The sequence below is a fragment of the Micromonospora sp. DT233 genome (genome assembly GCF_049841815.1).
Taxonomy (GTDB): domain Bacteria; phylum Actinomycetota; class Actinomycetes; order Mycobacteriales; family Micromonosporaceae; genus Micromonospora.
In genome coordinates, this window is record NZ_JBNCLB010000007.1 from 126124 (window position 1) to 147269 (window position 21146).

At 73.1% G+C, this 21146-nt stretch carries 17 protein-coding genes; 7 read left to right on the forward strand and 10 right to left on the reverse strand.

The window, feature by feature from the left end; translation table 11 throughout:
• The first annotated feature begins 23 nt into the window (after positions 1–23).
• Both ACLQ2V_RS17585 and ACLQ2V_RS17590 read left to right on the forward strand, forming a co-directional pair.
• Positions 24–1340 (forward strand): lysine N(6)-hydroxylase/L-ornithine N(5)-oxygenase family protein, encoded by a 1317-nt coding sequence (locus ACLQ2V_RS17585; protein WP_425719577.1) that lies wholly within the window; start codon positions 24–26, stop codon positions 1338–1340.
• Positions 1337–3724, forward strand: a complete 2388-nt coding sequence (locus ACLQ2V_RS17590) for a GNAT family N-acetyltransferase (RefSeq protein ID WP_425719578.1) — start codon at positions 1337–1339, stop codon at positions 3722–3724. The genes ACLQ2V_RS17585 and ACLQ2V_RS17590 overlap by 4 nt, the downstream gene beginning before the upstream one ends.
• A gap of 50 nt (positions 3725–3774) precedes the next feature.
• On the opposite strand, the gene ACLQ2V_RS17595 is transcribed toward ACLQ2V_RS17590, so the two are convergent.
• The 10 genes from ACLQ2V_RS17595 to ACLQ2V_RS17640 all read right to left on the reverse strand — a co-directional run bounded on the left by ACLQ2V_RS17595 (position 3775) and on the right by ACLQ2V_RS17640 (position 13389).
• Positions 3775–4473, reverse strand: a complete 699-nt coding sequence (locus ACLQ2V_RS17595) for an aspartate/glutamate racemase family protein (protein WP_425719579.1) — start codon at positions 4471–4473, stop codon at positions 3775–3777.
• The gene (locus tag ACLQ2V_RS17600) at positions 4470–5795 is read right to left on the reverse strand and encodes an NAD(P)/FAD-dependent oxidoreductase (RefSeq protein WP_425719580.1); all 1326 of its coding nucleotides are present in this window, start codon (positions 5793–5795) and stop codon (positions 4470–4472) included. The genes ACLQ2V_RS17595 and ACLQ2V_RS17600 overlap by 4 nt, the downstream gene beginning before the upstream one ends.
• A gap of 8 nt (positions 5796–5803) precedes the next feature.
• On the reverse strand, positions 5804–6679 hold the full coding sequence (locus ACLQ2V_RS17605) for a family 3 encapsulin nanocompartment shell protein (protein ID WP_425719581.1): 876 nt from the start codon (positions 6677–6679) through the stop codon (positions 5804–5806).
• Between the two features lie 66 nt (positions 6680–6745).
• Positions 6746–7591, reverse strand: a complete 846-nt coding sequence (locus tag ACLQ2V_RS17610) for an SAM-dependent methyltransferase (protein WP_425719582.1) — start codon at positions 7589–7591, stop codon at positions 6746–6748.
• Positions 7592–7646: 55 nt separating this feature from the next.
• Complete coding sequence (locus tag ACLQ2V_RS17615; protein WP_425719583.1) at positions 7647–8477, reverse strand: SDR family NAD(P)-dependent oxidoreductase; 831 nt, start codon at positions 8475–8477, stop codon at positions 7647–7649.
• A 5-nt stretch (positions 8478–8482) separates the two neighbouring features.
• Complete coding sequence (locus tag ACLQ2V_RS17620) at positions 8483–9436, reverse strand: sulfotransferase (RefSeq protein ID WP_425719584.1); 954 nt, start codon at positions 9434–9436, stop codon at positions 8483–8485.
• Positions 9433–10632 carry an MFS transporter gene (locus ACLQ2V_RS17625; RefSeq protein WP_425719585.1) on the reverse strand — a complete coding sequence of 400 codons (1200 nt, stop codon included), beginning with the start codon at positions 10630–10632 and terminating at the stop codon, positions 9433–9435. The genes ACLQ2V_RS17620 and ACLQ2V_RS17625 overlap by 4 nt, the downstream gene beginning before the upstream one ends.
• A complete protein-coding gene (locus tag ACLQ2V_RS17630) occupies positions 10629–11987 on the reverse strand; it encodes a DegT/DnrJ/EryC1/StrS family aminotransferase (protein WP_425719586.1) in 1359 nt (452 codons plus the stop codon). The genes ACLQ2V_RS17625 and ACLQ2V_RS17630 overlap by 4 nt, the downstream gene beginning before the upstream one ends.
• Before the next feature lie 156 nt (positions 11988–12143).
• Complete coding sequence (locus tag ACLQ2V_RS17635; RefSeq protein WP_425719587.1) at positions 12144–12839, reverse strand: hypothetical protein; 696 nt, start codon at positions 12837–12839, stop codon at positions 12144–12146.
• Positions 12840–13002: 163 nt separating this feature from the next.
• Positions 13003–13389, reverse strand: a complete 387-nt coding sequence (locus ACLQ2V_RS17640; RefSeq protein ID WP_425719588.1) for a hypothetical protein — start codon at positions 13387–13389, stop codon at positions 13003–13005.
• Between the two features lie 364 nt (positions 13390–13753).
• On the opposite strand from ACLQ2V_RS17640, the gene ACLQ2V_RS17645 reads away from it, so the two are divergent.
• The 5 genes from ACLQ2V_RS17645 (at position 13754) to ACLQ2V_RS17665 (ending at position 21068) form a co-directional block, all read left to right on the forward strand.
• Entirely contained in the window at positions 13754–14509 is a 756-nt protein-coding gene (locus ACLQ2V_RS17645; protein ID WP_425719589.1) for a lytic polysaccharide monooxygenase, read from the forward strand.
• Positions 14510–14565: 56 nt separating this feature from the next.
• Positions 14566–15132: a DUF305 domain-containing protein gene (locus ACLQ2V_RS17650; RefSeq protein ID WP_425719590.1), complete on the forward strand. Its 567-nt coding sequence runs from the start codon at positions 14566–14568 to the stop codon at positions 15130–15132.
• A 168-nt stretch (positions 15133–15300) separates the two neighbouring features.
• Entirely contained in the window at positions 15301–15753 is a 453-nt protein-coding gene (locus tag ACLQ2V_RS17655) for an ATP-binding protein (protein ID WP_425719591.1), read from the forward strand.
• A gap of 241 nt (positions 15754–15994) precedes the next feature.
• A complete protein-coding gene (locus ACLQ2V_RS17660) occupies positions 15995–20500 on the forward strand; it encodes a HAMP domain-containing protein (protein WP_425719592.1) in 4506 nt (1501 codons plus the stop codon).
• Positions 20501–20627: 127 nt separating this feature from the next.
• Entirely contained in the window at positions 20628–21068 is a 441-nt protein-coding gene (locus tag ACLQ2V_RS17665) for a hypothetical protein (protein ID WP_425719593.1), read from the forward strand.
• The last annotated feature ends 78 nt before the right edge of the window (positions 21069–21146 follow it).

Genomic DNA, 21146 nt, shown 5'->3' on the forward strand with positions numbered 1-21146 from the left:
GCCCCCGCGCAGAAAGCGAACGCATGCCCCTCCACGACGTCGTCGCCGTCGGGCTCGGCCCGTACAACCTGGGTCTGGCCTGCCTCACCGAGCCGATCGCCGAGCTGGACTGCCTCTTCCTGGAGGGGCGGGACTCCTTCGACTGGCACCCCGGGATGCTGCTGGAGTCCGTCCGGTTGCAGACGCCCTTCCTGGCCGACCTGGTCACCCTCGCCGACCCCACCTCGCCGTACTCCTTCCTCAACTGGCTCAAGGAGACCGGGCGGCTCTACCCGTTCTACATCCGGGAGAAGTTCCACCCGCTGCGCGCCGAGTACAACGCCTACTGCCAGTGGGCGGCGGCGAAGGTGACCGGGGTGCGCTTCGGCCACCGGGTCACCGCCGTCACCCACGACCCCGCCGACGACCTCTTCACCGTGACCGCCACCGTGACCGCCACCGGGGCGACCGTCACCCACCGGGCCCGGCACCTGGTGCTCGGCACCGGCACCCCGCCGCACGTGCCGCCCGCCTGCGCCGGGCTCGACGGCGTCGTGCACTCCTCGGCGTACCTGCAACACCGCGACGCCCTGCGCCGCAAGCGCAGCATCACCGTCGTCGGCTCCGGGCAGAGCGCCGCCGAGATCTACCACGACCTGCTCGGCGACATCGACACCTACGGCTACCGGCTGAACTGGGTCACCCGCTCGCCGCGCTTCTTCCCGCTGGAATACACCAAGCTGACCCTGGAGATGACCTCCCCGGACTACGTCGACTACTTCCACGCCCTGCCCGAGGCCACCCGCTACCGGCTGGAGGGCGAGCAGAAGGGCCTCTCCAAGGGCATCGACACGGACCTGATCAACGACATCTTCGACCTGCTCTACCGGCTGAGCGTGCCCGGCCCGGTGCACACCCGGCTGCTGACCAACACCGAGGTCACCGCCGCCCGCCGGAACGCGGCCGGCGGCGCGTACACCCTGGGGCTGCGCCACGTCGAGCAGGAGCGGGACTTCAGCCTTTCCACCGAGGGGCTGGTGCTGGCCACCGGGTACGGCTACACCGTGCCGGACTTCCTCGACCCGGTGCGCCACCTGCTGCGCCTGGACTCCCACGGCCGCCTCGACGTGGCCCGGGACTACAGCGTCGACGCCGCCGGCCGGATCTTCGTGCAGAACGTCGGCACCCACACCCACAGCGTCACCGCGCCCGACCTGGGCATGGGCCCGTACCGCAACTCGGTCATCATCCGGCAGCTGCTGGGCCGCGAGCACTACCCGGTCGAGCGGCGCATCGCCTTCCAGGACTTCGGCGTCGCGGCGGGGCCGGAGCACGGCGACGCGGCGCAGGAGCGGGCATGACCGGGATCGGGTACGCCCGCACCGACCCCCGGCTCGGCGAGTTCGCCCTGCGTACCCTCGATCCGGTCGCCGACGCCGCGCTGCTGCACTCCTGGGTGACCCACCCGAAGGCCGCGTTCTGGCTGCTCGGCGACGCCGACGTGGCCGGGGTCGAAGCCGAGTACGCCCGCATCGCCGCGCACCCGCACCACGACGCCTTCATCGGCCTGTGGCGGGGCGAGCCGGCGTTCCTCGTCGAACGCTACGACCCGGCCCGGGTCGAGCTGGCCGGCCGCTACCCGGCCCGCCCCGGCGACGTCGGCATGCACTTCCTCTGCGCCCCCACCGACACCCCGGTCGGCGGCTTCAGCCGGGCGGTGATCACCTTCGTGCTGCACTGGCTCTTCGCCGACCCGGCGCACCGGCGGGTGGTGGTCGAGCCGGACGTGCGCAACGCCGCCGTGCACGCGCTCAACGCCGCAGTCGGCTTCGTCCCCGCCGGCCGGGTCGCCCTGCCCGCCAAGACCGCCCTGCTCAGCTTCTGCACCCGCGCCCAGTTCGCGGCGGCCACCTCCAGCGCGGCCCCGGCCCCCACCAGCAGCGAAGGAGCGACCACCATCGTGGACCCCCAGGACGCCGTCGCCCACCTGCACCCCGAGACCTGGGCGCGGGCCAACCGGCTGCTGGTCCGCAAGGCCCTCGCCGAGTTCGCCCACGAGCGGCTGCTCACCCCCGCGCCGGTCGGCGCGGGCCGCTACGAGGTGACCAGCGACGACGGGACCGTCAGCTACCGCTTCGCCGCCCGGCGGATGGCCCTGGAGCACTGGCGCATCGACCCGGACAGCATCACCCGCCACCGCGACGGCGAACAGCTGCCGCTGGACGCCCTCGAGCTCTGCCTGGAGCTGCGCGGCGCCCTCGGCCTCAGCGACCGGGTGCTGCCGGTGTACCTGGAGGAGATCACCTCCACCCTGGCCGGGTGGGCGTACAAGCTGGACCGCCCGGAGATCGGTGCCGCCGAGCTGGCCCGCGCCGACTTCCAGACCGTCGAGACCCGGATGACCGAGGGGCACCCCGGCTTCGTGGCCAACAACGGCCGCATCGGCTTCGGCATCGACGAATACCACCGGTACGCCCCGGAGGTCGGCCGGCCGGTGCGGCTGCTCTGGCTGGCCGCGCACCGCGACCACACCACCTTCACCTGCTGCGCCGACACCGACGCCGACGCGCTGCTCGACGAGGAGCTGGGCGCGCAGGTGCGCGCCGGGTTCGCCGCCACGCTGACCGGGCTGGGCCTGGACCCGGCCGACTACCTGTACATCCCCGTGCATCCGTGGCAGTGGTGGAACCGGCTCGCCGTCACCTTCGCCGCCGAGGTGGCCGAGCGCCGCCTCGTGCTGGTCGGCCCCGGCCCCGACGAGTACCTGCCGCAGCAGTCCGTGCGGACCTTCTTCAACGTCACCCACCCGGGGCGGCACTACGTCAAGACCGCCCTGTCGGTGCTGAACATGGGCTTCATCCGAGGGCTGTCGGCGGCGTACATGGAGGCCACCCCGGCCATCAACGACTGGCTCGCCGACCTGATCGACCGCGACGAGGTGCTGCGCTCCACCGGGCTGACGATCCTGCGGGAGCGGGCCGCGATCGGGTACCGCAACCGGCGCTTCGAGGCGGCCACCGACCGGTACTCCCCGTACCGCAAGATGCTGGCGGCGCTGTGGCGGGAGAGCCCGGTGCCGGGCCTGGAGCCGGGCTGCCGGCTGGCCACCATGGCGTCGCTGCTGCACGTCGACTCGGCCGGCGGGTCGTTCGCCGCCGCGCTGGTCGCCGAGAGCGGCCTGCCGGCGGGCGACTGGCTGCGCCGCTACCTCGACGCCTACCTGGTCCCGCTGCTGCACAGCCTCTACGCCTACGACCTGGCGTTCATGCCGCACGGCGAGAACGTCATCCTGGTGCTGCGCGACGGGGCGGTGCAGCGGGCGATCTTCAAGGACATCGCCGAGGAGATCGTGGTGATGGACCCGGCCGCCGACCTGCCCGAGGCGGTGCACCGGGTCCGGGCGGCCATCCCCGAGGACGAGAAGCTGCTGTCGATCTTCACCGACGTCTTCTCCTGCTTCCTGCGCCACCTGAACGCGATCTTCGCCGACGCCGGGCTGCTCACCGAGGAGGAGTTCTGGCGCACGGTCGCCGACTGCGCCGCCGACTACGCCGAGCGGGTGCCGCACCTGGCCGACCGGCTGCGCCGCCACGACCTCTTCGCCCCGCAGTTCGCCCACTCCTGCCTCAACCGGCTCCAGCTGCGCAACAACGAGCAGATGGTGGACCTGTCGGACCCGTCGGCGGCGTTGCAGTTCGCCGGCACCCTGGCCAACCCCATCGCCCCGTACGCCCGCCGGGGCTGACCGCCCCCGGCGGACGCCCGCGCCGCCCTCCGGCCGGGCCCGGCGGCGGATCAGGGGCGGGCGTGGAACGGGCGGCGGGTCAGCGTGGCGTGCGCCATGGTGGTGAGCGTGACGATGTCGAAGACCGGCAGCCCCAGCCGGGCCTGGATGGTGTGCGCGAACGGCACCAGGTCGGTGCACTCGATCACCAGCGCGCCGAGGTCCGGGTTGGCCTCGGCGAGCCGCTCGACCCGGTCGAGCACCTCCCGTTCGAGCCGGCCCACGTCCAGGGCGTCGCGGCGGCCCTCCATCATCACCTCGCGGAACTCCGGCTGGTCGGCCATGCCGGTGACCCGCACCGGCACCGACTCGGCGCCGATCGCGGCGAGGTGCCGGGGGGTCAGCGCGTGCTCGTCGGCGACCAGCAGCCCGACCGGCCGCCCGACCATCCGGTGCACCATCGGCAGCTGGATCAGGCTGGACGCCCAGACCGGCACCGACACGGCGGCGGCCAGCTCGGCCTGGAAGAGCACCAGGAAGCCGCACGCGCCGGTGATCCCGGCGACCCCGGACGCCTCCAGGTCCTTCGCCGCCGCGATGATCGGCTCCAGCAGCGTCGGGTCGGCGTCGCGGACCAGCCGCTGCGGGGTCGCCCCGACGATGCGGCGGTAGGTCACCGGGAAGTCGAAGGTGTCCGGGTTGGCGATGTGCCCGGGGATCTTCTCGAAGGTGGTGCCCAGCCAGAGCACCCCGATCGGCGTGTCGGTCATGGTGTGCTCCCCATGCTCGGGCGGCGGCGCGGGAAGCGGCGCCGCCAGCGGTCGACGGCGAAGGGGGCCAGGTCCAGCTCCGGGCGTACGCCGCCGACGAGCTGGGCGATCAGCCGGCCGCCGGCCGGGGCCAGCCCCATCCCGATGTGCCCGTGCCCGGCGGCGACGCAGACGTTGCGGTACGCCCCGGCGCGGCCGAGCAGCGGCAGGCTGTCCGGGGTGCAGGGGCGCAACCCGCTCCACACTCGCACGCGGTGGTCGGTGTCCAGCCCCGGCAGGTACGACCGGACGGTGCGCACGATGCCGTCGACCCGTCGGGGCGCGACGGCGGTGTCCATCCCGGTCAGCTCCAGGGTGCCGGCCAGGCGCAGCCGGTCGCCCAGCGGCATCACGGCCACCTTGCCCTCGCTGAGCAGCACGGGCAGCCGGGGCGCGGTGCCGGTGGCGGCGACGTCGACGGCGTAGCCCTTCGCCGGCTGGAGCATCAGGTTCACGCCGAGCCGGCGGGCGCAGGGCACCGACCAGATCCCGGCGGCGATGACCACCTCGGCGGGGCGCAGGTCACCCCGGCTGGTGCGCACCGCCCGCACCCGGTCCCCGGCCACCTCGAAGTCGAGGACCTCGGTGTGGGTGCGGATCTGCACCCCCATGCCCCGCAGCACCCGGGCGAACTCGACCAGGAACGCGGGGATGCGCAGCGCCGCGCCCTCGGCGTTGAGCAGCGCGCCGGCCACGTCGAACTCGACGCCCGGCTCGAGGCGGGCCAGCTCGCCGGCCTCCAGTACCCGCAGCGGGACCCCCCGGGCGACGGCCGCCGGCACCGAGCGGCGGGCCTGCGCGAAGCCCTCCGGGGTGCGGCAGGCCAGCAGCATCCCCTCGGCGGTGAGATTGTCGGCGAGCGGGCCGGCCGCGCAGACCTCCCGCAGGATGGCCAGGCTGCGCTGCTTGAGGGTGAGCAGGATGTCGAAGGCGGCGCGGGCGTCGCGTTCGGTGCAGCGGCGGCGGAAGTGCCACAGCCAGGCCGCCAGGGCCGGGTCCCAGCGGGGCCGGACGTGGAAGGGGCTCTCCGGGTTCAGCAGCCAGCGCAGCCCCTTGGCCGGCACGCCCGGCTCGGCCAGCGGGGCGGCGCCCTGGGTGCCGACGAAGCCGGTGTTCCCCGCCGAGCAGGCCGCCGGGTCGCCGACCTCCCCCCGGTCGACCACGGTGACCCGGTGCCCGTCGCGGGCCAGGAACCAGGCGCAGAAGAGGCCGACGATGCCCGCGCCGACGACCAGCACGTCGGGGTCGTCGCCGGGCGGGCGCGGCGCGGGCGTCGTCGACATCGCCGGCCCTACAGGCTCACGCGGTAGAAGCAGGTGGGTAGGTTCAGCACCACCCGCTCGTAGATCTCGGCGGTCAGCGCCACCCCCGGCTCGGCGAACGTGCCCGGCGGCGGCTCGGCGAAGGAGATCATCGACCGGCCGGAGTCGAAGAGCAGCGCCCCGTGGCCGAAGTCGCCGACGATCGCCTCGCCCGCGTCGACCAGCCGGGTCCGGACGATGAAGACCCCGTTCTCCTCCAGGTCGCGCACCAGCGTGCCGGAGCCGAGCAGCCGGTAGTAGTCCGCCGGGTTCATGATCAGCCCGTCGGCGGTGCTGCCGTTCTGCTCCACCTCGTTGCAGGCCGAGAGGATGGTGGAGCCGAACGGGCCCGGGTCGGTGATCCGGGTGATCTCCGGCAGGTTCAGCAGCCCGCCCTCACCGCGCAGGATGGTGACGTTCTCGGCGGTGCAGAGCCGCACCACCAGCCGGTAGTTGATGAACTCCGCGAAGCTGGCCGGGTCGTCCCAGAGCCCGTCGGGCACCTGCACCCACGTCTTGGTGGTGCACAGCGGCGGGATGGGGGAGCGGTGGAAGTGGTTGGCCGCCTCCCGGCGCAGGTCCGCGCCGTCGACGACCGGGTCGCCGGGGCGCGGCGGGCTCTCGTGCCAGTAGAACTCCTGCGGGTCCCGCGACAGGTCCACCACCTTCAGCACGTTGCGCGACGGGTAGCGCGGCTTGCGCCGGGAGCTGGTCAGCGTGTCGGTGATGGTGACGTCGTACTCGACGCGGGTGTCGAAGCCGTCCTTGGCGAAGGCCTCGGCGAAGACGTGCCCCGGCGAGAGTTGCTTCTTGCGGTCCGCGACCACCTCGGCGATCGTCCGCTTGATGACGTCGGTTCGTTGCATGGGGCTCCACACCTTCTCAGTCGGTTCGGGTCGGGTTGGGTTCGGCGGGTGGGCGTCGGGCGGTGGTCACCCGGCGGCGGGCCTGCGGGCGACGAACATCCCCCAGCCGAACTCGCCCCGGTCGATCGCCGCCTGGATCTCCGCGCAGGAGGCGGCGAAGTCGCCGATCCACTCCCGGGCGGCCGGGTCGTCGGTGCCGGCGGCCCGCTCGCGGGCGGTCTCGCCGAGCACCCGGTACGTCTGCCGGATGTGCCCGTCGAGGCTGCGGGCGGTCAGCACCTCGAAGCCGGCGTCGGTGAGCGCCTCGGCGTAGGCGTCGAGCGAGTAGCCGCTGCTCCACCGCACCCGGTCGTAGACGTGCCGGCGGGCGGCCGCGCCGATCTCGGCGGTGGGCTGGAGGAAGTCGGTGATCGCCAGGACCCCGCCGGGGGCGAGCACCCGGTGCATCTCGGTGTGGCTGCGCGGCTTCTCCGGCACCAGGAACAGCGCGTCCTGGCTGACCACGTGGCTGAAGCTGCCCTCGGCGTACGGCAGCGCGGTGGCCGAGCCGTGCCGGAAGGCGATCCCCGGCGCCGGCCGCTGCGCGAGCTTGGCCTGGGCGAAGCGGACCCGCTCCACGCTGAGGTCCAGGCCCTCGCCCCGGCAGCCGGTCCGGGCGGCCAGGCGCAGCAGGAAGTTGCCGCAGCCGCAGCCGACGTCCAGCACCGTCGAGCCGGCGTCGATGCCCGCCTCGGCGGCCAGCAGGTCGGAGGTGCGGTCGGCGGCGGCGGGGTAGTCGGTGTCGGCGTCGTCGGCGAAGTAGCCGGTGTGCAGGACGCCCTCGCTGTCCCAGAAGCTGAGGTACGTCGAGGTGGTCCGGTCGAAGAACTCGGAGACGTCCCGCTCGGTGAACGGTGGGCTGGTCGTGGTCATCACGCGCTCCTTGGGGCCGGGCCGGGCCGGCGGCGACGCCGCCGGGGCAGGCAGGTCAGACGTAGGTGTCCTTGCGCACGCCGGCCAGGTGCGGCAGCTCCGGCCCGGCGACGCTGGCGCCCCCGTCGAGCAGGTGCACGCCCCCGGTGACGAACGAGGCCCGCTCGCTGGCCAGGAACGCGGCCACGGCGGCGATCTCCTCGGGGCGGCCCAGCCGGCGCAGCGCCGCGTGGTGCCCCATGGCGTCCAGCCGGGCCTCCACGTCGCCGTCGTCGCCGGCCAGCCGCGCGGCGGCCCGCTCCATCGGCGGGGTGCGCACGCTGCCGGGGGCCAGCACGTTGACGGTGATCCCGTCGCCGGCCACGTCCACGGCGAGGCCCTGGGCGAAGCGGACCAGGGCGGCCCGGGTCACCCCGGAGAGCAGCAGCGGGGCGATCGGCACGCTGGCGGTCTCCGAGGCGACGAAGAGCAGCCGCCCCCAGCCGGCGGCGCGCAGGTGCGGCAGCGCCGCCAGGGCCAACTCGACGGCCGGGATCAGCACCTTCTCCACGGCGGCCCGGTAGTCGTCGGCGTCGAAGAGGGTCGCCGTGCCGACCGGCGGGCTGCCGCCGCTGACCAGCAGCACGTGCGCCCCGCCGAACTCGGCGGCCACCGTGTCGACCCAGCGGCGGGCCGCGTCGGCGTCGGTGACGTCCACCCCGGTGGCGCTGACCCGGCCGGTGGCGACGGCGGCCACCTCCCGCTCGGCGGCGGCCAGCCGCTCCGGGTCGCGCCCGCAGATCGCCACGTGCGCGCCCTCCGCGGCGAACTCCTTGGCGCAGGCCAGGCCGATGCCGCTGGACCCGCCCGCGACGAGGACCACCCGCCCCTTCAACCCGAGATCCACGCTTCCTACCTCTCTGCTGCGCTGGTCGGTGACAACCGGTCGGCCCCGGTCGACGCCGACCGGTAGCCGTACCGGGTGAACAGGGGTTCGGCCAGCGCCGTGGCGGCCAGCCGGTCGCCCCGCGACAGGGTGCGCCGCCACGAGTCGTCGGCGGCCCGGATGACGGTGGCCCCGGTGCGGAACCGGTCCGGGTTGCCGGTCACCGTGTGGTTGGCGCCCAGCTCGACCGTGCGGCCCTGCACCGGGTTGCCGGCCGGGTCCGCCCCGCAGAGCCGCAGCAGCGCGTCGACGGTGCCGGCCGGGTCGGCGATGAACGACTCGTAGCGCAGCAGCGTCGACCGGTCGGGAAACCGCCGGGTGATCGCCGCCGAGGCCAGGTTGAACCCGTGCCAGTACGCGGTGCTGCGCGCCGCCGACATCGCGTAGACGTACTCCTTGGGTTCCCGCCAGGAGTGCGCCACGGCGCGCGGGTCGCGGACCAGGTGCACGTAGTACGGGGTGATCCCGGGCAGGTGCGCCAGCAGCGCCGCCTCACCGGGGATCTTCGTGGTGTCCACGATGGTGTGCGCGCCGGTGCGCTCGGCGACGGCCCGGTAGACGTCGCCCATCAGCTCGGCGTGGGCGCGGATCGGCTCGTCGTGCAGGCCCCGGCGCAGCACCCGCCAGGTGTGCCGGGTGCGTACCCGGGTGCGCTGCCGGTCGATGACCGCCGCGGCGTGCGCGTCGGCCGACACCCCGGCGGGCCGGCCGACGGGCAGCACGTGCGACCAGATGTCGCAGTCGGTCAGCGCCGCGCCGCAGCCGCAGAGCCCGTTGACCCCCCGGCCGGTGGAGTTCTTCCACAGGAAGTGCAGCTCACCGACGTGGAAGAAGCCGGGAACCTCGTTGAGGACGTTGCCGATGATGGTGCTGCCGTTGCGGCACCAGCCGGTGACGCAGAGGATGGTCAGGTCGGTCATGCCGCGCGGGCCTCCGTCGCCTCGATACCGGATCCGGCGGCGGTGTGCCCGGCCGCCGGGCGGGTGATCCACAGCGACAGGGCCGCCGCCGCGACGGCGCAGGCCGCGCCGACGCCGAAGACCGCCGGGTAGCTCAGGCTCGCCGCGACCAGGCCGGTCACCGGCCCCCACACCGCCAACCCCAGGTCCCAGAACGACGTGTACGCCCCGATCGCCGCGCCCTGCCGGGCCGGCTCGGCCCGGTTCATCACCACCAGCGCCATCGACGGGTGCAGCAGGCTGAATCCCGCGCCGGTGACCACGCCGCCGAGCACGGCGACCGGCAGGTTCGGGGCGAACGCGATGATCAGCAGGCCGACCGCCTCGCCGGCCGCCGACCAGGCCGCCACCCGCCGGGGGCCCAGCTTGTCCGGCAGGTGGCCGATGACCAGCCGGGTCAGCGCGTAGACGGCGCTGAAGCAGCTCAGCACCACCACCCCGGAGCCGATGCCCCGGTCGTCGAGGTGCAGCACCACGAACGCGGCGAGGCCGGCGTACCCGGCGGCGCCGAGGGCGAGCGCGGTGCCGGGCAGCAGCGCCGGGCGCAGCAGCAGCCCACCGCCGCCCTTGCCGGCGGCCGGGTCGCGCTGCGGGGCCGGGACCATGGCGATCAGGGCGGCGGCGAGCAGGGGAGCGGCGGCGGCGAGCGCCCAGACCGCCGCGTAGGAGATCTGTTGCAGGGTCGCGCCGAGGAAGGTGCCGGCGGAGATGCCGCCCCACATGCTCATCCCGTACAGGCCGATGAGCTGACCGCGCCGGTGCTGCGGGGCCAGCGCCACCGTCCACGCCGCGCCGGCGGTGAAGAGGGCCGCCTCGCCGACGCCGAGCAGCAGCCGGACCGCCACCAGCACCGGCACCGCCAGCGGCAGGAAGTACAGCAGCCCACCGGCGGCCAGCACGACCGCGCCGGCCAGCATCACGCTGCGGTGTCCGTGCCGGTCGGCCAGCGCGCCGGCGATCGGCCGGGTCAGCAGCGCGGTCACCGCGGTCACCGTGACGACCACCCCGATCACCAGGTCCCCGGCGCCGTGCTCGGCGCGCAGGAACCCGGGCAGCACCGGGATCACCGCGGTCAGCCCCAGGTACCCGGCGAAGAGCCCGCCGAAGACGCCGACCAGGGCCAGCCGGGGCACGGAGCGGGTCGCGGTCTGGGTCATCGCCGCACCGACGCCCCGGCGTCGGCGGGGGCGGCGTCGCCGGTGGGGCGGGCGGGCGCGTGGCCCAGGGCGGCGGCCACCTTGCGGACCGCCCGCACCAGGTCCTCGCAGTCGGCGGGGGTCAGGTTGGACGACAGCGGCACGTCCACCGCCTCCCGCAGGTACGCGGCGGTGCGCGGCAGCATCGCCCGGATCGCGTCGAGGTCGTCGGTGTCGTACGCGAAGCGCCAGTTCCAGAACGCGCGGACGTTGAGGTCGTCGTCGGCGCCGATGTTGCGCGCGTCGATGCCCTCCCGGCACAGCGCGCGGGCGAACCAGCCGGCGTCGCCGCCGGGAACCCGGAACACGAAGGCCTCCCCGAGGTACGCCCCGGGGGCGACCGGCCGGCGTGGCGCGATGCCCGGCAGGCCGGCCAGCGCGGCGGAGACGTGCCCGAAGTTGCGGCGGAACAGCGCCAGCCGCTCCGGCAGCCGGGTCAGCTCGGCGCGCAGCAGCGCCGCCCGGATCTCGTCCATCCGCAGGCTCAGCAGCGGCAGGTCCAGGCCGGTCAGCGGTGGCTCACCGTCGGGGAAGTGCCGCCGCAACCGCCCCTCGTACGCGCCGGAGAGCGCCACCGCGCGGGCGAACAGCTCCCGGTCGTCGGTGACCAGGAAGCCGCCCTCGCCGCAGTTGAGGGCCTTGTCGGACTGGGTGCTGAACGCCCCGGCCGCCCCGAAGGTGCCGAGCTTGCGCCCGTTGAGCTCGGCGCCCAGCGCCGGCACCGCGTCCTCGATCAGCGGCACCCCCATCTCGGCGGCGAAGCGGGCCAGGGCCTCGGCGTCGGCGGCGAAGCCGCGCATGTGCACCACGAGGATCGCCCCGATCCGTGGGTCCCAGCGCCGGCGCAGGTCGTCGAGGTCCATCCGCAGGTCCTCGTCGACCTCCACCAGGAACGGCTTGCACCCGGCCATGACGATCGCGCTCGGCGTGGCGACGAACGTGAACCCGGGGCAGGCGACCAGCGAGCCGGGGGGCACCCGGGCGGCCATCAGGGCCAGGGCCAGGGCGGCGGTGCCGCTGGAGACGGCCAGGGCGTGCCGGGTGCCGAAGAAGCGGCACAGCTCGGCCTCGAACTGCCCGCACTCCGTCTCGTGCTGCGGCCGGTGGTCGTAGCGGAAGTAGAGGTGGCTGCGCACGGCCCGGCAGGCCGCCTCCTCGTCCTCGGGGTGGACGAAGACGGCGCCCTTGTCGTACGTGGGCCAGGGGGTGTGCCGGACCGGGGTGCCGCCGTGCAGGGCGAGGCGTTCCTCCGGCTGGTCGTGGCGCTCCTCCGGCAGTGGCCTGGGCGGGGCGGGAGCTTCGTGGTTCCCGTTCACCGGCGGACTCCTCGCTCGTTGCTGGCGGGTGTTCCGATGACCCGGCTCCTACTGGGGGTAGGACCCGATTCCGGAGGTGGCGACCGGCGGTCGACGCGGTCCATCGGTGGTGACGGGGTGGAACCGTCGCGAAACCGAATGCACGGCTATGACCGTTCAGTGACAGTCATGATTGTCGTGGGGGTGCGGCGAGTCAACCCGTGCATTCTGCAATCTGCCGGATTGGGGTTGCCGGGAATGGAGGCGGTTACACCCTGTCGCCGCCGGCTGGTTGTGGTGCCGCCCCGAACGGCCCATGAGCAGGTCGGATGCGAGGGCCTGGGCGGGGTTTGTCACTCTGGGTAGAACCCCTGTTGGTTTCCGGATGTCGTTCTCGGCCACCCCTTTAACTGGCTTTCCTATCGGAAAGGGAGACATTGCGAGTGTGTCAAAACGGTCAACAGCCGTCAATTGCAATTTGTTGGATCGGAGACGGAAATTTGCGCTGCAGGCGGGGCGAAATCCGCCCCGATGGCCGCTTGGTGGAGCGAAGCGGATCACTCTCCGAGCTTGCCCGTCACTCTCCGAATCCGGCCCGTGGGTTCCGTTACTGATCAGCGTGCCGTCGAAGTTGGTGTGGGCGTAGCCGGCCATCTTCGCGGCCAGCAACACCGAGTGCAGGCCGGGCGCTTGGGCGGCGAGCACGGTAAGGCCCTCAGGCGGGTACGCGTACCCCGTCGACCTGCTGATCGTGTTGTCGCTGGCGAGTTGCGAGATGCGGGTGCCGAGCCGTTGCCGTTCGGCGCGCAGGAGGCCGGACAGAAACGCGGTCGCCTCGCGGACGGGCAGGATGGCGGCATATGTGACGCTCATGGCGACGCAGAACCTCGATGGCGGTGATCCGGGAAGGACCACCCTCATGCCGGGGTTCTGCGTCTTCTCTTCGCACCGCAACGGATCCGGGCGCGTCCGGACCGCCGATCGACTCAGCTACTCGAAGTCATCGACCCATTACTCGGAAAGGCCCAGCGAAGGATCAGCAGGGGGTCAGCTGCCACGTCACCTTCGTCACGTTGACCGGTATATACAGGTCGCCCCCGGTCCCGCCGGCGGGAGCGCAGTTCGTGAAGGGAGTCGACGAGCCGAACATGATCCCGGATATCACGGCGTCGCGGCCTGTGCCGTTGTAGAAGTTGAATCCCTGGATGCTGCCGGTCCACTCGCTGTCGGTCGTCAGGGACGGCGTCTCCACGGGACCCTGCGGCGGGTGATTCCAGTTGGGCCAGATGCAGAGCATGCCCTGCGGGCAGTTCCCGGACCCCCAGCCTTGTATCGACACTCCGGGTGCTGCCGCCGAGGCGGCGGGGGCGGTGGCCAGCACGCCCGCAACGGACGCGGCGATGGCGATGGATTTCAACAGCACGGTTCACCCGCTTCTAGATAGATATCTATAGATGTATGTCTAAACTACCGGCCGAAAATTGACAGGTCAAGTACCTGAAACGACGCAGTCCGGGGCGGGTCGCTCGGCAGCTGGCGTCCACCTGAGTCTGATGACGATCGAGGTGGTTTCAGGGTGGTGCCTGTCGGGTGGCCCCACCGCGGACCCCGCCTGGCGGGTCCGACGCTTGCCGTCGGGTACCGGATCGGGCGCTGGGTGCGACTTTCTGGGCGAAGGCATTTACTGTTAACAATGTTTACTTTATCTTCATCGCATCACTCGGGCGGACGCGTTCCCCCAGTTCGGTGGCGCGCGTGTGCCAGCCCCGACCGGAAGGAGCATTCGCATGCGTCGAACAACCGCCGTCTCGCTCGCGTCAGCGGGCGCCGCCGTCGCCTCCTTGGCCGTCGCGCTCCCAGCCCAGGCACACGGCTACGTCTCCGGCCCGCCGAGCCGGCAGGCGCTCTGCGCCCAGGGACGGGTGCCCGACTGCGGCCAGATCAGGTACGAGCCGCAGAGCGTGGAGGGCCCGAAGGGTCTGCGCAGCTGCCACGCCGGAATCAGCCAGTTCGCCGTCCTCAACGACGACGCGCGGGGCTGGCCGGCCACCTCGGTCGGCAGCTCGATCACCTTCACCTGGACCAACACCGCCCGGCACGCCACCAGCAACTGGGAATACTGGATCGGCGGCACCCGGGTCGCCGTGGTCAACGGGGGCGGGCAGCAGCCCGGTGCCACCGTCTCGCACACCGTCAACCTGGGTGGGTTCTCGGGGCGGCAGAAGCTCCTGGCGATCTGGAACATCTCCGACACCGCCAACGCCTTCTACTCCTGCGTGGACCTCCAGATCGGCGGCGGCAACCCCACCCCGTCCCCTACTCCCACCCCGACTCGGCCCCCCACGCCGTCGCCGACGCCCCCCGCTCCGAGCACCCCGGCTCCGACCACCCCCGCACCCTCCGGTAGCTGGGCGGCGTACCAGGCGTATCGGGTGGGTGACCAGGTCAGCTACGGCGGTGCGACATACCGGTGCGTGCAGGCGCACACGGCTCTGCCCGGTTGGGAGCCGCCGAACGTACCGGCCCTCTGGAGCCGGCTCTGATCCATCGGTGGGCACGGCCCGCCCCGGGCCGTGCCCACCCCGCACGGGAGGCCCGCATGAGACCCTTCCCCACGGCGGTCGCGCTCGCCGTGCTCCTGACCGTCGCCGGCTGCGCCCCACCCGCTGCCGATCCCGGCGTCGCGAACCGGACCGAGCCGGCGGACGTGCCGTTCCTCGCGGCGATGGTCGCCCACCACGACCGGACCCGGGTCCTCGCCGCCGAGGCGGCGGGCCGGATCGTCGACCCGGAGCTGCGTACCCTCGTCGCGGCCATCGACGCGACCGAGGCCGACGAAGTGGCCACCATGCGGCGGTGGCTCGCCGACGCGCCGGCCGACACCGCCCCCCACCACGGTCACCACGGCACATCAACGGCGGCCGCCCCCGACCCCGACCTCGCCCGGCTGCGGTCCGCCGCCGTCGGCCGCTTCGACGCCGTGCTGGTCGACGTGCTCACCGCCCACCAACGGCGGGCCGCCGCGCTGGCCCGCGCTCATCTGCCGGTGGCGGCCGGCCCCGAGGTACGCGCCCTCGCCGACCGCGTCGAGCGGTCGCGTACCGCCCAGCTGAAGCTGCTCTCCGGGCTGCCGGCCACGCGGCCTCCACCGGGACCGAAGCGATGACGCGCGGCACCGTGACCGTGACGGACGCGGCCGACGCCCCGTCACGACCGGCCCTCGTTACGGTCTCAGGCGCCGCGGGCCGTGGCGCGAGCGCGGACACTGCCGCTTCGCCCCCGCCTGCGGGCCGATCAGCCGGTCGCAGAGGTCAGCCGTGTACGGTCTTCCGCCATGAACAGCGGTGCGGGTGACGGCGGCGGCACGGGGGTCGGCGCGTCCGGTGCGCAGGCCGGGCCGACCCTCCTGGCAGAGGTCATCGTTGCCGGGAAAGTGACGGCGTTGCGACACGCGGTAGCCGCCTCGGCCGGCGGGGCGGGCCTCTGCGACGGTGCCCTGGAGGACTTCGTGCTGGCGGTGCACGAGTTGGTCACCAACGTCGTCCGGCATGGCGGCGGCAGCGGCCGGCTGCGGCTGTGCCGCCAGGGCGACCGGTTGACCTGCGAGGTCACCGACGACGGCCCCGGTCTCGATGCTGTGCCGGTCGCGCTTCCCGCGCCGAACCAGGTGGGCCACCGTGGCCTCTGGCTCGCCCAGCAGCTCACCGACGGCTTGGAGATCCGCACCGACGGTCGGGGCACGACGGCCCTGGTCACCGCGCGGCTGGCCGCCCCCAATCCCGGCTGACCGGGTACCGCAGCGGCGGTGGCGATCCGTCGCGCGGCCGAGCGGCCCGTCGGTCACGCGTACCCTCAGCGTCCCTTGCCGCCGAACCTCGTCACCCGCGCCGCCGTGGTCATGTGCATACTTTCCGGGTTTGCTGTCGTCGTCGGGTCGTGCCCGTCCGGCGGATCAGGTCCGGGGGGTTGCGATGGTCGAGCGGTCGGCGGTACGGCGTGGTGGCCCGGTGCCCGGTCAGGCCGGGCCGGTGACGGACCCGGGTCTGCGGCAGTTGTTGGCCGGCCTCACCGCAGTGCGCGACGGCGACTTCGGCACCCGGCTGCCGCAGGACGCCGACGGCCTGCTCGGCGAGATCGCCACCGTCTTCAACGGCATGGTCGACCAGCTGTCGCTGTTCACCTCCGAGGTGACCCGGGTGGCCCGCGAGGTGGGCACCGAGGGGCAACTCGGCGGCCAGGCCGAGGTGCCCGGGGTGTCGGGCACCTGGAAGGACCTCACCGACTCCGTCAACGCCATGGCCGGCAACCTCACCGACCAGGTCCGCGACATCGCCGAGGTGGCCACGGCGGTGGCCCGGGGCGACCTGTCGCAGAAGATCACCGTGGACGTGCGGGGCGAGATCCTGGAGCTCAAGGTCACCATCAACACGATGGTCGACCAGCTCTCGTCGTTCGCCGACGAGGTGACCCGGGTGGCCCGCGAGGTGGGCAGCGAGGGCCGCCTCGGCGGCCAGGCCGAGGTGCCCGGCGTGGCCGGCACCTGGCGCGACCTCACCGACTCGGTGAACTTCATGGCCGGCAACCTGACCAGCCAGGTCCGCAACATCGCCCAGGTCACCACGGCGGTGGCCCGGGGCGACCTGTCGCAGAAGATCACCGTGGACGCCCGGGGCGAGATCCTGGAGCTCAAGAGCACCATCAACACGATGGTCGACCAGCTCTCGTCGTTCGCCGACGAGGTGACCCGGGTGGCCCGCGAGGTCGGCACCGACGGCCGCCTCGGCGGCCAGGCCCAGGTCAGCGGCGTCGCCGGCACGTGGCGGGACCTGACCGACTCGGTGAACTCGATGGCGGTCAACCTCACCGACCAGGTGCGCAGCATCGCCCAGGTGGCCACGGCGGTGGCCCGGGGCGACCTGTCGCAGAAGATCACCGTCACCGCGCACGGGGAGATCCTGGAGCTGAAGAACACCATCAACACGATGGTGGAGCAGCTCTCGTCGTTCGCCGACGAGGTGACCCGGGTGGCCCGCGAGGTGGGCACCGAGGGCCGCCTCGGCGGCCAGGCCGACGTCAAGGGCGTCTCCGGCACCTGGAAGGACCTCACCGAGTCGGTCAACGTCATGGCCGACAACCTCACCGCCCAGGTGCGCAGCATCGCCGAGGTCACCACCGCCGTCGCCAAGGGCGACCTGACGCAGAAGATCCGGGTCGACGCCCGGGGCGAGATCCTGGCGCTGAAGGAGACCATCAACACGATGGTCGACCAGCTCTCCGCGTTCGCCGACGAGGTGACCCGGGTGGCCCGCGAGGTCGGCACGGAGGGGCGCCTCGGCGGTCAGGCCCGGGTGCTCAACGTCGGCGGCACCTGGAAGGACCTCACCGACAACGTCAACGAGATGGCCAACAACCTCACCAACCAGGTGCGCTCGATCGCCCTGGTCGCCACGGCGGTGGCGCAGGGCGACCTGAGCCGCAAGATCACGGTGGAAGCCAAGGGCGAGGTGGCCGTGCTCGCCCAGACCATCAACACCATGGTCGACACCCTCGGCGCGTTCGCCGACGAGGTGACCCGGGTGGCCCGCGAGGTCGGCACCGAGGGGCGGCTCGGCGGTCAGGCCCGGGTGCCCAACGTGGCCGGCACCTGGAAGGACCTCACCGACAACGTCAACTCGATGGCGAACAACCTCACCGGCCAGGTCCGCAACATCGCCCAGGTCACCACGGCGGTGGCCCAGGGCGACCTGACCCGCAAGATCGACGTTGACGCCCGGGGCGAGATCCTGGAGCTGAAGACCACCATCAACACGATGGTCGACCAGCTCTCGTCGTTCGCCGCCGAGGTCACCCGCGTCGCCCGGGAGGTCGGCAGCGAGGGCCGCCTCGGCGGCCAGGCCGAGGTGGAGGGCGTCTCCGGCACCTGGAAGCGGCTCACCGAGAACGTCAACGAACTCGCCGGCAACCTCACCCGGCAGGTCCGCGCCATCGCCGAGGTGACCAGCGCGGTCGCCACCGGCGACCTGACCCGCTCGATCACCGTCGACGCCTCCGGCGAGGTCGCCGAGCTCAAGGACAACATCAACTCCATGGTGGAGTCGCTGCGCGAGACCACCCGGATGAACCAGGAACAGGACTGGCTCAAGACCAACCTGGCCCGCATCTCCGGGCTGATGCAGGGCCACCGGGACCTGGAGGTGGTCGCCGGGCTGGTGATGGACGAGCTGGCCCCGCTGGTCGCCGCCCAGCTCGGCACGTTCCTGCTGGTGGAGGAGAGCGCCGCCGCGCCGACCCTGCGGGTCGTCGGTGGTTACGGCCACCGCGCCTCCGGCCGCCGGTACGCCCTCGGCGACTCCCTCGTCGGGCAGGCCGCGGTGAGCAAGCGGGCGATCGTGGTCGACGAGGTGCCGGCGGACTACGTCACCGTCTCCTCCAGCCTCGGCGCCGCCGTCCCGCTGCACCTGGTGGTGCTGCCGATCCTCTTCGAGGACCAGGTCCTCGGCGTCATCGAGCTGGCCAGCATGAGCCGCTTCACCGAGGTGCACCGCGACTTCCTCGACCAGCTCATGGAGACCATCGGCGTCAACGTCAACACCATCGTCGCCAACGCCCGCACCGACGTGCTGCTCACCGAGTCCCAGCGCCTCGCCGCCGAGCTGCGGGCCCGCTCGGAGGAGTTGCAGGCCCGCTCCGAGGAGCTGCAACGCTCCAACGCCGACCTGGAGGACAAGGCGGCGCTGCTGGCCCGGCAGAACCACGACATCGAGACCAAGAACTCCGAGATCGAGCAGGCCCGGCAGGAGCTGGAGGCCCGCGCCCAGCAGTTGGCGCTGGCGTCGAAGTACAAGTCGGAGTTCCTCGCCAACATGAGCCACGAGCTGCGTACGCCGCTGAACTCGCTGCTCATCCTGGCCCAGCTGCTGGCCCAGAACCCCAACCGCAACCTGACGGCCAAGCAGGTCGAGTACGCCACCGTCATCCACTCCGCCGGCACCGACCTGCTCCAACTGATCAACGACATCCTCGACCTGTCGAAGGTGGAGGCCGGCAAGATGGACGTCAACCCGGAGACGTTCGAGCTCGACGAGCTGCGCGACTACGTCGACGCGACGTTCCGGCCGTTGACCACGCCGCGCGGGCTGGAGCTGGACATCAGCACCGCCCCCGACGTGCCGCAGCGGCTGCACACCGACGAGCAGCGGCTGCGCCAGGTGCTGCGCAACCTCGTCTCCAACGCCGTGAAGTTCACCGAGCAGGGCCGGGTGGAGCTGCGCATCGAGCGGGCCCGCCCCGACGAGCTGCCCGAGCAGTTCGCGGTGGGGCAGACCGTGCTGGCGTTCCGCGTGGTCGACACCGGCATCGGCATCGCCGAGCAGCACCTCACCGCGATCTTCGACGCGTTCCAGCAGGCCGACGGCACCACCAGCCGCCGGTACGGCGGGACGGGGCTGGGCCTGTCGATCAGCCGGGAGATCGCGCACCTGCTGGGCGGGCGGATCACCGCGCGCAGCGTCCTCGGGCGGGGCAGCACGTTCACCCTCTACCTGCCGACCGCCCTGCCGACCCCGGTCGCCGCCGCCCCGGCGACGCCCTCGGGTGCCGTACCGTCGTTCGTCGCCCGCGCGGAGCCGGCGGGGCGCGACCTGATCGGCGGGCCGGCGTCGTTCGGGCTGCCCGCCGTGCCGTTCCCGGTGGCCGAGCGGCGCGTGCTGGTCCTCGAACACCACGACAAGGGGCTGCTGACGATGCTGGTGCACGGCGTGTCGGCCGGGCTGGCGGACGGGGCCGCGCCCGTCGAGGTCGTCACCGTCCTCGACGCCCCCTCGGCCCTGGAGGCCGCCGCCGGTCGCCGGCACCGCTGCCTGGTGGTGCACCTGGACCTGCCCGACGACAGCGCCGCGCTGCTGCTGCGGGCGCTGCACGACGACACGGCCAACCGGGGTGTGCCGGTGCTGGCGTACCACGCCCGGCCGCTGGCCGCCGGCCAGGAGGCACTGCTGCGGGCGATGGCCGGCGACCGGCCGCTGGAGGTCCTGGCCAGCCTGGACGAGCTGCGGGAGCGCATCGCCCTGCACCTGTCGGTGGCGCTGCCCGAGCACGTGGTGCCCTTCGCCCGCGCGGCCCAGCCCGCCGAGGCCGGCTTCGACGGGGCCACCGGCGGGCTGGCCGGCCGCAAGGTCCTGGTGGTCGACGACGACGCCCGCAACGTCTTCGCGCTGACCAACATCCTGGAGCTGCACGGCCTCGACGTGGTCTACGCCGAGAACGGCCGCAAGGGCATCGAGACCCTGATGCGCCACGACGACATCGACCTGGTGCTGATGGACGTGATGATGCCGGAGATGGACGGGTACACCGCCACCGCCGCCATCCGGGCGATGCCGCGCTACGCCGACCTGCCGATCATCGCGGTGACCGCCAAGGCCATGCACGGCGACCGGGAGAAGAGCATCAGCTCGGGGGCCAGCGACTACGTCACCAAGCCGGTGGACGCCGAGGACCTGTTGCACTGCATCCACCGCTGGCTGGCCGGCTGACCGGTCGGGCCGGTCGCTCGCCGGCCCGCACCCCGCCCCGGTTCCTGGGGGCGGGCCGCCGTGCCCGGCGGGCCGCCACGCCCGCCGGTGCCGGGCGGGCGGCCGGTGCGGCCGGCACAATGGCCCGGTGACGCAGCGGCGGGTGAGCCTCGACGACCTGGGGGCGTGGCTGATCAAGGGCAACGCCGAGCGGGTGGACCTGACCGCCCGCTTCCGGCGCGACCCCCAGGTGACGAGCTGGTGCGTGCGCCCCGGCTACCGGGCCCGGCTGATGGGCCCCGGTCAGCCGGTGGTCTTCTGGGCCAGCGGCAGCCGGGGCGGCTGCCCGTACGGCGTCTGGGGCGTCGGACGCGTCACCGCCGCGCCCGTCGTCGACGCCGACGGCGGCTGGTCGGTGCCGCTGGACCTGACCGTCCTCGACGAGCCGGACCGGGTGCCCCGGCGGCGGTTGCGGGCCGACCCGAGGCTGACCGGCCTGGAGGTGCTTCGCCAGCCGCAGGCGGCCAATCCGTCCTACCTCACCGTGGCCCAGTTCGCCGCGCTGCACGACCACCTGCCGACAACCTGACGGTTCCGCTCGGGTGACCGTTCCGGCTGCGCGAAAGGTCCGGACGGCGGGGGGTGCAGGGGGGTGACGCCATCGTTA